Raw genomic sequence first — 12,898 nt, forward strand, 5'->3', positions numbered from 1 at the left:
GGGTCAGTCTGCGCCGGCCCCGGTGGGCGTGGCGCGCAGGATCCGGGCGACGACCAGCTCTGCCGCCTCCAGGGGGAGGGCGTGACCGGTGCCCGGGACCACCTCGACCCGCCAGTTCGGCACCACCCGGGCGATCCGTTCGGCGATGGTGGCGGGGTCGTGCAGGGCGCTGTCGGCGCCGAGCAGCAGGTGGACGGGTGCCCGCACCGCCCGGAGTTCGGCGTCGGTGGCCACCGGCGGGGTCGGCAGCCGGCGCCGGAAACCCCGCCCGGCGAGTCCCAGGGTCATCAGCTCGTCCTCACGCAGGGTGCCGTTGCGCAGCGGTCCGGCGGCTCGGTGACGCAGTCGTCGAGGGAGCAGTGCGGCCAGGCCGCCCAGGACGATCCAGCGGTAGAACCGGGCGTCCGGGCGGGCGAGGCCGGCCGGGTCGACCAGGGTCAGCGCCGCGATCCGCTGCTCGTCGTCGCGCTGGGCAGCGAGCAGTGCGGCCCAGCCGCCGAAGGACGACCCGACCAGATGGGCCCGGCGCACGTCGAGGGTGCTGAGCAGTTCCAGCAGCCAGCGAGCGACGTCCTCCCCGTCGGTGATCGGTGCGGTCGCCGTGGACCGGCCCGGCTCGCCGAGGGGGTCGATCGCCAGCACCGGGCGCCGCTGGCGGAGCGCGCCGACGTGCCGGTACCAGGACAGGGCGTTCCCGCCCGCACCGGAGAGGAGGACCACTGCGCCGTCCGCGGCGGGGCCGGCCCGGAGCAGGTGCACCTCGCCCATCGAGGTCGGCACCTGCACGGCGTCGACGGGCGCCGGCCAGAGTGCGGCGAGGGTCCGGTCGTACGCGGCCAGGAAGCGGTCGCGTGCGCGGTCGCCGGTGAAGCTCGACGGCTGGGCGGGTGTGGGCACGAAGGCTCCTCGCATCATGGTGCCGCCTGGCTCCGCGGCGTTGGGATACAAACGTATCCGAAAATGGTCGGGGTGGCATCGGGCAGGTTCCGGCCGCGCCGGACCGGGTAGGCGGGGGACGACGCGGCACCCGGCCGGCTCCTGTGCGAGCCGGCTCCCGCGAGCAGTGCGGAGGGTGCCGCCCGACCCAGCAGGAGGAACCACCGTGTCGTCGCCCCGCCCCGAGTCCCAGCCCGAGCAGCAGCAGACCCCGCCCGGCACCCTCGGCCAGATGGACCCCAAGCCCGACCACGGCGAGGAGAGCTACACCGGCTCCGGGAAGCTGACCGGCAAGCGCGCGGTCATCACCGGTGGCGACAGCGGCATCGGCCGCGCCGTCGCGATCGCCTTCGCCCGGGAGGGCGCCGACGTGCTCATCGCCTACCTCGACGAGCACGAGGACGCGCAGGAGACGGCGAAGTACGTGGAGCAGGCAGGGCGGAAGTGCGTGCTGGTGCCCGGTGACCTCGCCGACCGCGCACACCAGAAGACGATCATCCCCAAGGCCCTCGAGGAGCTGGGTGGGATCGACATCCTGGTCAACAACGCGGCGTTCCAGATGACCCACGAGACGATCGAGGAGATCTCGGACGAGGAGTGGGACCACACCGTCGCGCTGAACCTGACCGCGATGTTCACCCTGTGCAAGGACGCCATCCCGCACATGCAGCCCGGGTCGGCGATCGTGAACTCGTCGTCGGTGAACTCCGACATGCCGCGGCCCAACCTGGCGCCGTACGCGATGACCAAGGCGGGCATCGCCAACTTCACCGCCAGCCTCGCGCAGCTGTACGGCAGCAAGGGCATCCGGGCCAACAGCGTCGCCCCCGGCCCGGTGTGGACACCGCTCATCCCGTCCACCATGCCGCCGGAGAAGGTCGCCAGCTTCGGGTCGGAGGTGCCCCTGGGCCGCGCTGCGCAGCCGGCCGAGCTCGCCCCGGTGTACGTGCTGCTGGCGAGCGACGAGGCCAGCTACGTCTCCGGAGCCCGGGTCGCCGTGACCGGCGGCAACCCGATCCTGTAGAGCGATGGTCTTCGTCTGGGGATGGGGTGGCGGCGGACCGCGACGCCGCCGTGGCTTCGGCCGGCCGCGGCGCGGGTACGGCCCGGGCTACGGCCGCGGCTACGGGCCGCCGCCCGGCTACGGCGGCTACGGGCCCGGCTACGGCCGGGGGTACGGCCGCCGCGGCGACGACTCGTGCCTGCGCAACCTGTTCTTCCTGAACACCGGTTGCTGTCTGGCGCAGGCCATCGGCTGCGGCATGGACATGTTCCTGGTCGCGCCGACGACGCTGCGCCGGGTGCGGGCCGATGCAGGGGGCGGGCGCCTGGCCGACCGGCTGATCGCGGCGGTGCGGCTCTACCAGCGGGAGGTCAGCCCCCGCCGGCCGCCGTGCTGCCACTTCACGCCGACCTGCTCGACGTACGCGATCGAGGCGCTGGAGCGGCACGGCGCGCTGCGCGGCAGCTGGCTGACGCTGCGCCGGCTGGTCCGGTGTCGGCCCGGCGGCCGTCGCGGCGCCGACCCGGTGCCCGACTGACGGTCGGGTGGCCGGCCGAGTGTGCAGTTCCGGTCGCTAACGGCGGCGTGTCCGCGCGCGTCGGCGACCGGAACTGATCACTCGTGGGGTGTTCGTAGTGCCGTCGCGATCGCGGCGACGTCGTCCGGGCGCACCCGGCAGCAGCCACCCACCAGCCGGGCACCGGCGGCGGTCCACTCCGTGACGTCGCCGACCCCCGGCTGCCCGGTCCACCGGCGGGCGGCGGCGTCCCAGCGCTCACCGCTGTTGGGGTAGGCCGCCACCGGCTTCCCGCTCGCCTCGCCCGCAGCCGCCACGGCCGGGACCACGGCGGCCGGGTCGGTGCAGTTCACCCCCACGGCGATCACCTGCGCGACGCCCCGGGCCATCGCGGCGACCTCGGCCAGCGGCTCCCCGCGGCGAGTCCGAGGCACGCCGTCCGAGCCGGTCGTGCTGGTCAGCGACAGCCAGGCCGGGACGTCGAGCGCTGCCAGGTCGGCCAGCAGCGCCTCCACCTCGGCCGCGCCGGGCAGCGTCTCGACCGCCAGCACGTCGGCGCCGGCCTCGGCCAGCAGCGCCAGCCGCGGCCGGTGGAACTCGCGCAGCCGCGCCACGGAGACCTCGTCGAGGTAGCCGCCGGTGTACTCCGACCCGTCGGCCAGGTACGCCCCGTACGGCCCGACCGACCCGGCCACCCACCCGGTGCGTCCGGCCGCGGCGAGCCCGTCCCGGGCCAGCCGCACCGAGCCGGCGATCAGCGCCCGGGCGTGGTCACCGTCGATGCCGGCCACGGCGAAGCCGGGCAGGGTGGCCTGGTAGCTGGCCGTGGTCAGCACCTGGGCACCGGCCGCGGCGAAGGCGGCGTGCGCGTCGACGATCGCGGCGGGGTCGTCGCGCAGCAGCCGGGCCGACCACAGTGCGGAGCCGACGTCGTGGCCACGGGCCTCCAGCTCGGTGGACAGCCCACCGTCGAGGACGACCGGGCCGGCGGCGAGCGCCGCGGCGAGGGAGGTCACGCCCCCGATGGTGCCCGGCGGGTGGGGAGCCGCAGCCCCGGCACGCGCCGGTCGGCCGCGACGAAGGCGACGGCGGCGGCGAGCGGGACGGCACCGGCGATGCCGGTCACGGCCAGCACGTCGGCGAAGGAGGCGGAGGCGACGGGCGCCGAGGACAGCAGCGCCCAGCCCAGGCCGGTCAGCGGCACGGTGACCAGACCCGTGCCCAGGGCCAGCCGGACCCGCGCCGACCGCCCGGCGTCCGCGGCGAGGATCCCGGCGAGCACCGCCGGGACGAGCGGCACCAGGCAGCGGGCGAGCAGGTCACCGGGGCGCTCGCCGGCCGTGGTGAACGACGCCAGCGACAGCGCGGCGGTCACCGAGACAGCGGCCGAGCCCAGCAGCAGCCCCCACCACAGGTGCACCGCCCGGGCGTCGTCCAGCAGGGTGGCGGGCCGCACGAACCGTGCGCAGCAGAGGCAGAGCAGCGCGCAGATCAGCAGGAAGGACACCAGCGACGACGGCACGTCGGCCAGCCCGCCGCCGTCGCGGCCGGGCAGCTGCCAGGGCTGCCGGCCGAGCAGGGCGAGCACCACGGTCAGCCCGGCCAGCGCCGCGACCAGCCCGGCGGGACGCAGCGCGCGCGGCGTCGTCTCGGCGGCCACCCGGGCGTCGAGGGCCTCGGCCCGGCGCAGCAGGCCGGCCATCACTGGGTTCTCCGGGGTGAGGTCCTCGGCCGGGAGCGCGTCGTCGACCAGCGGGGCGACGGCGTTGCCGGCCACCAGGTGGAGTCGCGGCGAGGCGTCCTGGGTCACCTCCCGAGCGTCACACTCGGTGAGCGGCTCCGCGACCGGAGCGGCGGATCGTCACCGGACCGGGCGACACGGTCGTCACCGAACGGGGCCCGGCCCCCCGTCGCTCACCCGACCGGGGTGGGCCGGCGGTTCCCCGGCCGGGTGATCGCCAGCGCGATGAGCAGGGGGACGGCGCCGAAGATCGCGGCCGCGTACAGCGATCCGAAGAGGGCCTCCGTGAGCCCGGCGTCGCCGTAGAGCGCCCAGCCCAGGGCGAGCATCGGCAGGGTGAGCACGCCCATCCCCACCGTGGCCCGCAGGTGCGCCCGGCGGCCGAGCGACCGGGCGGCCACGCCGACCAGCAGCACCGGTACGAAGGTGAACAGCCAGTCGAACACCGGGATGACGCCGCCCTCGTCGCTCAGCGCGGCGAAGTAGACGTCGTTCCAGCCCTGCGCGAACGCCGCCGCCACTGCCAGCGCTCCCCAGGTCGCGGTGGCGGCCGTGGAACCCAGTGCCCAGGGACGGGTCAGGAGCGCGGCCACGGCGAGGCAGACCAGCGCGGCGCCGACGACCAGGGCCAGCAGGGACGCCGGCACGTCGGCGACCTGCCAGCCGGACAGCGTCCGCCGCGGCGCCGGCCAGTCCAGCGAGCCGACCACGCCGACGGCGGCGGTCAGCAGCACGGCAGCGGCGGCCAGGGGCAACGGGCCAGGACGGGCGGACCTCTCTCCGGTCATGGCCGCAGCCTGGCAGGTCGGTCCGGATCTCGGTCGTGGACCACGCGCCGGGCAGGCAAGATGGCCGGGTGCCCGGGGACGACGCGTTCGGTGACCTGCCGGTGACGGCGTCCCTCGTCGTGCCGTCGGGACTGCTGTCGTGGCGGTTCTCCCGCTCGTCGGGGCCCGGCGGGCAGGGCGTGAACACCGCCGACTCGCGGGTGGAGCTGTCGGTGGCACCGCTGGAGCTGCCCGGGCTGACCGACGCCCAGCGCGCCCGGCTGGCCGAACGTCTGCGGAACCGGCTGGTCGACGGTGTGCTCACCGTCGCCGCCAGCGAGCACCGGGCGCAGCTGCGCAACCGCGAGGCCGCCCGTGAGCGCCTGGCCGCCGTGCTCCGCGCGGCGCTCGCCCCGCCCGCGCCGGCCCGGCGGAAGACCAAGCCCACCCGTGGTTCCAAGGAGCGGCGGATCGCGGCCAAGAAGCAGCGCGGGGAGACCAAGCGCCTGCGCGGTCGGTGGGACTGACGCCGCCGGCGTGGTCCGGTGCGCCTCGTGCGGTGCGCGCCGGGGCGCTGACCGGGGTGGTGCTGCTGGCCTTCGGCACGGTGGTGCACGTCGTCCACCTGCTCGACGCGGGGACAGCGGTGTACGCAGGGCAGCCCGGGTGGCTGCGGCTGTACTTCGTCTCCCTGACGGCGCTCGACCCCATGGCCGCGGTGCTCCTGGCCCGGGCCCGGCGCGCCGGGGTCGTCCTCGCCGTCGTCGTCCTGGTGACCGACGCGGCGGCGAACGGGTGGGCCAACCACGTCGTCGACAGCTCCGCCGGGGTCACGGCCGGCCGGGTTGGCCAGGCGGTGATCACCCTGCTCGCGGTCGCGGCGCTGGTCTGGGCGCCCGCCGCGTGGCGCTGGACCCGGGGCGCCGGTCCGGGGCGTCAGGGGGCCGGCAGCACCTCGACGTCCACCCCGTAGCCGCCGCAGCCCGCCCCGCCGTCGCCGCACGCCGGCAGGCGGCTGCCCTCGACGGCCAGCCAGCCCGCCCGCCCCGGTGGGGGCGTCCGCGGGGACGCCGAGCCGTGCGCTGAGCGAGCCGTCGGACCCCACGGGGACCGACCCGAGATCCACGGTGACCCCGCATCCAGGTCGAGCAGCGAGATGTCGAACGTGGCACCCCGTGGGTAGGTGACCCCACAGGTGGAGGGCCCGCTGCTCAGGGTGACGTCGCCGCCCGCGCGCACGGCGGCCGGCTCGATGCCCAGGGGTGGCGGGAGGCAGTCGGCTGCCGGGGTCGGGGTCGGCCCACCGGAGCCGCACCCGGCGGCGAGCAGGGCGGCGACTGCAGCGGGCACGCGACCGCGCACATCAGCGGCGGCGGGCGACGCGGGTGCCGACGAGGACGCCCATCAGCGACCAGAAGGCGCCGACGCCCACCCCGGCCAGCACCACCCAGAACGGCACCCGCATCTCGTCGGTCGCCGCCGCCACCAGCCGCTCCTGCACGCTCGGTTCCATGGATGCAGCCTGGCCGATGACAGGCGCGACGTCACCCCCGGAAGCTCGTGCTCTGCCCACCACCGGTGGGCAGAGCACGAGCTTCGGCGCCACCTCCGCCGACCCGCCGCACGGACCGCTCCGAACGGGTGTGCGGTCGACGGAACGCGACCTTGACCTGACCGCAGCCACCGGGAAACGGCGTCCCCGCAGGCTCGGGATGTGTCCGCCGCCGTCTCGTTGCCCACCCCCGGGGTCGGCACGCGCACCACCGAGACCCACTGCCCCTACTGCTCCCTGCAGTGCGGCATCACCATGACCGCCGGCGACCGGCCCGCGACGGTCGTGCCGGCGGACTTCCCGGTCAACCGCGGCGGCCTGTGCTCCAAGGGCTGGTCGGCCGCCGAGCTGCTCGACCACCCCGAACGGCTCACCCGCCCGCTGGTCCGCGCCGACCCCGCCGACCGCACCAGCCCCCTGGTCGAGACGAGCTGGGACGAGGCGCTGGACCGGGTGGTCGCCGCGATCCGCCGCACCCAGGCCGCGCACGGCCGCGACGCCGTCGGCTGCTTCGGCGGCGGCGGTCTGACCAACGAGCAGGCCTACCAGTTCGGCAAGTTCGCCCGGGTCGCGCTGCGCACCAGCGCCATCGACTACAACGGCCGGTTCTGCATGTCCTCCGCAGCCGGCGCGGCGATGCGGGCCTTCGGCCTGGACCGCGGCCTGCCCTTCCCGATCAGCGACCTGGCCGAGGCCGACGTGGTCGTGCTGGTCGGCAGCAACCCGGCCGACACCATGCCCCCGGCGATGCAGTACTTCGACGCCGGGCGTGCCGCCGGCGCCGAGCACATCGTCATCGACCCGCGCCGCACCAACACCGCGAAGAACGCCGACCTGCACGTCCAGCCGCTCCCGGGCACCGACCTCGCGCTGGCCAACGGGCTGCTGCACATCGCGGTCGCCGAGGGGCTGGTCGACGAGGCCTACGTCGCCGCCCGCACCACCGGGTTCGCCGAGGTCAAGGCGGGCGTCGCCGGGTACTGGCCGGACCGGGTCGAGCGGCTCACCGGGGTGCCGGTCCAGCAGCAGCGGCGGATCGTCTTCGCGCTGGCCCGCGGCCGGCGGTCGATCATCCTCACCGCGCGCGGCGCCGAGCAGCACCGGCACGGCACCGACACCGCGACCGCCTGGATCAACCTCGCGCTCGCCCTCGGGCTGCCCGGCCGCCCGGGCAGCGGCTGGGGCACCGTGACCGGGCAGGGCAACGGGCAGGGTGGCCGCGAGCACGGGCAGAAGGCCGATCAGCTGCCCGGCTACCGGAAGATCACCGACCCGGCCGCCCGCGCGCACGTCGCCGCCGTCTGGGGCATCGACCCCGACGACATCCCCGGCCCCGGGCGCAGCGCCTTCGAGCTGCTCGACGCCCTGGGCACCGACGGCGGGGTGCGCACGCTGCTGGTGCTGGCCTCCAACGTCGCCGTCTCCGCGCCCGACGCCCGCCGGGTGATCAGCCGGCTGCGCGACCTGGACTTCCTCGCGGTCAGCGACTTCTTCCTCTCCGAGACGGCCGAGCTCGCCGACGTCGTCCTGCCCAGCGCCATGTGGGCGGAGGAGGACGGCACGATGACCAACCTGGAGGGCCGGGTGATCCGCCGCCGCCGGGCGCTGCCGCCGCCGGGTGAGGTGCGCGACGACCTGCAGCTGCTCGCCGAGCTCGCCGACCGGCTGGGCGTCGGCGGCTTCAGCGGCGACGCCGGGACGGTCTTCGCCGAGCTGGGCCGGGCCAGCGCCGGGGGAGTGGCCGACTACTCCGGCCTGAGCCACGACCGGCTCGACGCCGACCAGGGCCTGTTCTGGCCCGTCCCGGCTGCCGACCACCCGGGCAGCCCCCGGCTGTTCACCGAGCGTTTCGCCCACCCCGACGGGCGGGCCCGGTTCACCCGGGTCGAGCACGTGCCCGCGCACGAGGAGCCCGACGCCGAGTACCCCTACGTGCTCACCACCGGCCGGGTGCTCGCCCAGTACCAGTCGGGCACCCAGACCCGCCGGTCGCGCAGCCTGCAGCTGGTCGCCCCCACCGCGCGGGCCGAGCTGCACCCCGACCTCGCCCGCCGGCTCGGCATCACCGCCGACGACGTCGTGGAGCTGACCACCCGGCGCGGGCGGGCCCGGTTCCACGCCACGGTCACCGACGCCGTCCGGCCCGACGTCGTCTTCGCGCCGTTCCACTGGGGTGGCGCCTCCTCGGCCAACGCGCTCACCGACCCGGCGCTGGACCCCACCAGCCGGATGCCCGCCTTCAAGGTCTGCGCGGTCGCCGTCTCCCGGGTCGGCGGCCCCGAGGAGCTCATCGACCCACCCCACCCGGCCGGCCAGCCGCAGCCACGCGCCCACCAGAGCCCGACGTCCCCCACCCCGCACGCCCCGTCCCGGAGGAGGACCACCCGAGTGAAGAGCAGCCCGCGCTTCCTGCAAGGCGTCTACCCGATCACCGGCGAGGGGTTGGCCAAGCCCGGCCCGCTGGACCCCGCGCTCCGCTACGAGGTGCCGCAGGGCAAGTCCGCTCAGGCGCTGTACTTCCGCGGCGGCAACTCCACCGCCGAGCTGATCTACCTGCTGCTGCTCCGCGACGGGCAGCCGATGCGCTGGTTCCCCATCGGGGCCAAGGGCGACGTGCACGTCCCGCTGCGGGTGGTCGAGGACCTCGACGGCGGCACGGTGGTGGAGCTGCACGTGGCCGCCCCGGAGGGCGTCACCGGCGACGTCGTCGTCGACCTCGGGCTGGTGGAGGTCTGATGGGCGGGTCGGGTCGGGAGATGGAGAAGGTCCTGGGCGGCCGCCCGGCGGGGATGACCGCGCTGCACATCGCGCTGGACGACGCCGACGGCGTCGACGCCCGGCAGCGGCTGGTCGTCGTGGGCAACGGCATGGCCGGCGCACGGCTGGTCGAGGAGGTGCTCGAGCGCGGCGGCGGCGAGCAGTTCGCGATCACCGTCTTCGGCGAGGAGCCGCACGGCAACTACAACCGGATCATGCTGTCGCACGTGCTGGCCGGCGAGGAGCACGAGGACGACATCGTCCTCAACAGCCACGACTGGTACGCCGACAACGGCATCACGCTGCGGGCCGGCGTCCGGGTCGAGCGGATCGACACCCACGCCAAGCTCGTCTACGCCACCGACGGGACGGCGACGCCCTACGACCAGCTGGTCATCGCCACCGGCAGCCGCTCGTTCGTGCCGCCGATGGACGGCATCCGCACCACCGACGGCGCCCTGCTGCCCGGCGTGCTGGGCTTCCGCACCATCGACGACACCCGTCAGATGCTCGCCGCGGCGGCCGAGCACGAGAAGGCGGTCGTCGTCGGCGGCGGGCTGCTCGGGCTGGAGGCCGCCCGGGCGCTGCAGGGCCACGGCCTGGCCGTGGAGGTGGTGCACGCCGGCACCCACCTCATGAACCAGCAGCTCGATCCCGACGGCGGCGCGATTCTCAAGCAGTCGGTGGAGGACCTCGGCATCGTCGTCCACCTGGCCACCCGCACCACCGAGGTGATCGGCCGCGACCGGGTGCGCGGCGTGGTGCTGGCCGACGGTCGTGCGATCGACGCCGACCTGCTGGTGCTCGCCGCCGGCATCCGCCCGGTCACCGAGGTCGCCCTGATGTCGGGCATCGAGGTCGAGCGGGGCATCGTCGTCGACGACCAGCTGCGCACCGACGACCCCGACGTCTACGCGGTGGGGGAGTGCGCCCAGCACCGCGGCGAGCTCTACGGCCTGGTCGCCCCGGTGTGGGAGCAGGCCCGGGTGCTCGCCGACGTGCTCACCGGCACCGACCCGGACGCGGAGTACCACGGCTCGCGGACGGCGACGAAGCTCAAGGTCGCCGGGGTCGACGTCGCCACCATGGGCGTGAACCGGCCCGAGCGGGACGCCGACGAGTTCCTGGTCATCTCCGAGCCCCGCCGCGGGGTGCACCTGTCGGTGGTCATCCGCGACGACAAGCTGATCGGCGCCACGCTGCTCGGCGACACCCGCAAGGTCGCCTTCCTCACCCAGGCCTTCGACCGCGGCACCCCGCTGCCGGAGGAGCGGATCCGGCTGCTGGTCGACCTCTCCGACGGCGCGGCCGAGGTCGGCGTCGCCGAGCTGCCCGGCGAGTCGCAGGTGTGCAACTGCAACGGCGTCACCAAGCAGGCCATCTGCGACACGGTCGCCGGTGGGTGCGCGAGCGTCAGCGGGGTCATGGACGCCACCCGCGCGGGCAAGGGCTGCGGCTCGTGCAAGGGCCTGGTGCAGCAGATCGTCGAGTGGGCCGCCGGCGGCGACGTCGTCGAGGACCCGTCGGCGAGCTGGTACGTGCCGGGCATCCCGCTGGCCAAGCCCGCGCTGATGGCCGAGATCCGCTCCCGTGGGCTGCGCAGCGCCTCCGCGGTCTTCGCCGCGCTCGCTCCCGGCGGCGCGGAGGACGCCAAGTCGAAGATGGGCCTGACCTCGCTGCTGCGGATGATCTGGGGCAGCGACTACGAGCAGGAGAACGACGCCAAGTTCATCAACGACCGGGTGCACGCCAACATCCAGCGCGACGGCACCTTCTCCGTCGTCCCGCAGATGAAGGGCGGGGTGACGACGGCGGCCCAGCTGCGGAAGATCGCCGACGTCGCGGAGAAGTACGAGGTGCCGATGATCAAGGTCACCGGCGGCCAGCGGATCGACCTCCTCGGCGTCCGCAAGGAGGACCTGCCCGCGATGTGGGCCGACCTCGGCATGCCCTCGGGCTACGCCTACGGCAAGAGCATGCGGACGGTGAAGACCTGCGTCGGGTCGGACTTCTGTCGGTTCGGCCTGGGCGACTCCACCCAGCTCGGCATCGACCTGGAGACCCGGTTCCAGGGCATCGAGAGCCCGGCGAAGATCAAGATGGCCGTGGTCGGCTGCCCGCGGAACTGTGCCGAGGCCTACGTGAAGGACGTCGGCGTCGTGGCGGTCGGCAACGGCAAGTGGGAGGTGTACGTCGGGGGCGCCGCGGGGGCCAGCGTCCGCAAGGGCGACCTGCTGGCCACGGTCGACTCACCGGAGGCGGTGATGGAGCTGACCGGGCGGTTCCTGCAGTACTACCGGGAGAACGCCAACTGGCTGGAGCGCACCTACGACTTCGTGCCCCGGATGGGGCTGGAGACGATCAAGCAGGTGCTGCTGGAGGACAGCGAGGGGATCGTGGTCCACCTCGACGAGGGCATCCAGCGCTCGATCGACGCCTACACCGACCCGTGGGCGCAGGACCGCGCCGAACCCGCCACCCCCGGCCAGTTCCGCCCGTCGCTGCCGCTGGTCGAGCTGCCGAAGGTCCCGGTCCGATGAGCGTCACCCACTCCGATGCGCCCCAGGCGCCGACCACCCCGGGCACCGGCACCGGGACGCCCGCCACGGGGGTGACCGCGCCGGGCACCGAGGCGGCGCAGCAGGGCCGGGCGCACGTCGTCGGCCGGGTGGAGGACGTGCCGCCGGGGGAGGGTCGGGCCTTCGTCGCCGGCGACGTCCAGGTGGCGGTGTTCCGGCTGCGCGACGGTTCGCTGCACGCCACCCAGGCGGCCTGCCCGCACGCCGGCGGACCGCTGGCCGACGGGCAGACCGACGCCCGGGTGCTGGTCTGCCCGCTGCACCTGTACGCCTACCGGTGGAGCGACGGCGCCCCGACCAGTGGCGGCAACGCACCGGTGCGGGTCTACCCGGTGCAGGAGCAGGACGGCGCCCTCGTCGTCACCGTCTGAGTGGTCACCGTCTGAGGCCGTCCCGCTCAGCGACCGGCCGGCTGCGCGGCGGCTGGCGTGGGGGACGAGGTGCGCGCCTGGCGACCCGGCGTCCCCGGGCGGACCGGCACTTCCGCCGGACGCTCGGGACGACGCCGGCGGCCTACGCCCGCTCCGCCTGAGGCTCAGGGAGCCGGCACCTCGACCGTGGCCTGCATCGGGCCGCCGCACTCCTGGCTGCCGCCCACCCGGACCCAGTCCAGGTCGGCCTCGTGCGAGGTCAGCACCGTGCCGTCCGCGGTCAGCACCGTGGCCGTCACGGAGTCCGGGATGGTCATGGGGAGGGCCACGGACGCCGTGCTGCCGGACACCTCGGCGGTGAGCTCCCGCCCTTCCACGGGCTCCTGGTCCTCCCGGAACTCCAGCGCGCACGGGAGCGGGCAGGTCACGCGGACCGACGCCGGGGTGCCCGTCGTCCACTCCCCGGTCAGCTCGACCCGGACCGACGGTACGTAGCCGATCGCCGGGCACGCCATCGGCACGCCGCCGTCGCAGGCGGTCAGCAGCCCGGCGAGCAGTGCGACGCCGGCGGCGCCCCTCACCGTGCTCCCTCCGCCGGCAACGGCGCGGGCGTGGGGCGTGGCCGGACCGAGCGGCGGCGGGAGGGGAGGTTCCCGCGGGAACGCGCCTCCTCGG

At 75.3% G+C, this 12,898-nt stretch carries 13 protein-coding genes; 7 read left to right on the forward strand and 6 right to left on the reverse strand.

Features of this window, described 5'->3' with window-relative positions:
- Positions 1-3 precede the first annotated feature (3 nt).
- Complete coding sequence (locus ACI795_RS16655; RefSeq protein WP_457076659.1) at positions 4-897, reverse strand: alpha/beta fold hydrolase; 894 nt, start codon at positions 895-897, stop codon at positions 4-6.
- A gap of 205 nt (positions 898-1,102) precedes the next feature.
- Between ACI795_RS16655 and ACI795_RS16660 the strand changes: the two genes are divergently transcribed.
- Positions 1,103-1,960: an SDR family oxidoreductase gene (locus ACI795_RS16660; protein WP_457076661.1), complete on the forward strand. Its 858-nt coding sequence runs from the start codon at positions 1,103-1,105 to the stop codon at positions 1,958-1,960.
- Positions 1,961-1,964: 4 nt separating this feature from the next.
- Positions 1,965-2,477, forward strand: a complete 513-nt coding sequence (gene yidD, locus ACI795_RS16665; protein WP_457076662.1) for a membrane protein insertion efficiency factor YidD — start codon at positions 1,965-1,967, stop codon at positions 2,475-2,477.
- Between the two features lie 77 nt (positions 2,478-2,554).
- Here the strand turns inward: yidD and mmuM are convergent, their stop codons facing one another.
- The 3 genes from mmuM to ACI795_RS16680 form a co-directional block, all read right to left on the reverse strand.
- The gene (mmuM, locus tag ACI795_RS16670; protein WP_457076663.1) at positions 2,555-3,472 is read right to left on the reverse strand and encodes a homocysteine S-methyltransferase; all 918 of its coding nucleotides are present in this window, start codon (positions 3,470-3,472) and stop codon (positions 2,555-2,557) included.
- Positions 3,469-4,266, reverse strand: coding sequence for a hypothetical protein (locus ACI795_RS16675; RefSeq protein ID WP_457076665.1), 798 nt, complete (start codon positions 4,264-4,266; stop codon positions 3,469-3,471). The genes mmuM and ACI795_RS16675 overlap by 4 nt, the downstream gene beginning before the upstream one ends.
- 104 nt (positions 4,267-4,370) lie before the next feature.
- Positions 4,371-4,985, reverse strand: coding sequence for a hypothetical protein (locus ACI795_RS16680; RefSeq protein WP_457076666.1), 615 nt, complete (start codon positions 4,983-4,985; stop codon positions 4,371-4,373).
- Between the two features lie 68 nt (positions 4,986-5,053).
- On the opposite strand from ACI795_RS16680, the gene arfB reads away from it, so the two are divergent.
- The gene (arfB, locus tag ACI795_RS16685) at positions 5,054-5,491 is read left to right on the forward strand and encodes an alternative ribosome rescue aminoacyl-tRNA hydrolase ArfB (RefSeq protein WP_457076668.1); all 438 of its coding nucleotides are present in this window, start codon (positions 5,054-5,056) and stop codon (positions 5,489-5,491) included.
- Between the two features lie 32 nt (positions 5,492-5,523).
- Positions 5,524-5,937, forward strand: coding sequence for a hypothetical protein (locus ACI795_RS16690; protein WP_457076669.1), 414 nt, complete (start codon positions 5,524-5,526; stop codon positions 5,935-5,937).
- A 390-nt stretch (positions 5,938-6,327) separates the two neighbouring features.
- On the opposite strand, the gene ACI795_RS16695 is transcribed toward ACI795_RS16690, so the two are convergent.
- Positions 6,328-6,477, reverse strand: a complete 150-nt coding sequence (locus ACI795_RS16695) for a hypothetical protein (RefSeq protein WP_457076670.1) — start codon at positions 6,475-6,477, stop codon at positions 6,328-6,330.
- 201 nt (positions 6,478-6,678) lie between these two features.
- Between ACI795_RS16695 and ACI795_RS16700 the strand changes: the two genes are divergently transcribed.
- From ACI795_RS16700 to ACI795_RS16710, 3 genes are read left to right on the forward strand one after another with little or no spacing between them, the layout of a single operon-like run.
- A complete protein-coding gene (locus ACI795_RS16700) occupies positions 6,679-9,252 on the forward strand; it encodes a molybdopterin oxidoreductase family protein (protein WP_457076671.1) in 2,574 nt (857 codons plus the stop codon).
- The gene (gene nirB, locus ACI795_RS16705; RefSeq protein ID WP_457076673.1) at positions 9,252-11,813 is read left to right on the forward strand and encodes a nitrite reductase large subunit NirB; all 2,562 of its coding nucleotides are present in this window, start codon (positions 9,252-9,254) and stop codon (positions 11,811-11,813) included. The genes ACI795_RS16700 and nirB overlap by 1 nt, the downstream gene beginning before the upstream one ends.
- A complete protein-coding gene (locus ACI795_RS16710; protein WP_457076674.1) occupies positions 11,810-12,223 on the forward strand; it encodes a Rieske (2Fe-2S) protein in 414 nt (137 codons plus the stop codon). Before nirB ends, ACI795_RS16710 begins: the two co-directional genes overlap by 4 nt.
- Positions 12,224-12,387: 164 nt before the next feature.
- On the opposite strand, the gene ACI795_RS16715 is transcribed toward ACI795_RS16710, so the two are convergent.
- The gene (locus ACI795_RS16715; protein ID WP_457076675.1) at positions 12,388-12,804 is read right to left on the reverse strand and encodes a hypothetical protein; all 417 of its coding nucleotides are present in this window, start codon (positions 12,802-12,804) and stop codon (positions 12,388-12,390) included.
- Positions 12,805-12,898 lie beyond the last annotated feature (94 nt).

This window comes from Modestobacter sp. SYSU DS0290 (assembly GCF_054050955.1).

Bases quoted from the DNA above. Each gene is read 5' to 3' on its own strand.
- yidD (WP_457076662.1), top strand. From the start codon at position 1,965: ATGGTCTTCGTCTGGGGATGGGGTGGCGGCGGACCGCGACGCCGCCGT.
- ACI795_RS16680 (WP_457076666.1), bottom strand. From the start codon at position 4,985: ATGACCGGAGAGAGGTCCGCCCGTCCTGGCCCGTTGCCCCTGGCCGCC.
- ACI795_RS16695 (WP_457076670.1), bottom strand. From the start codon at position 6,477: ATGGAACCGAGCGTGCAGGAGCGGCTGGTGGCGGCGGCGACCGACGAG.
- nirB (WP_457076673.1), top strand. From the start codon at position 9,252: ATGGGCGGGTCGGGTCGGGAGATGGAGAAGGTCCTGGGCGGCCGCCCG.
- ACI795_RS16710 (WP_457076674.1), top strand. From the start codon at position 11,810: ATGAGCGTCACCCACTCCGATGCGCCCCAGGCGCCGACCACCCCGGGC.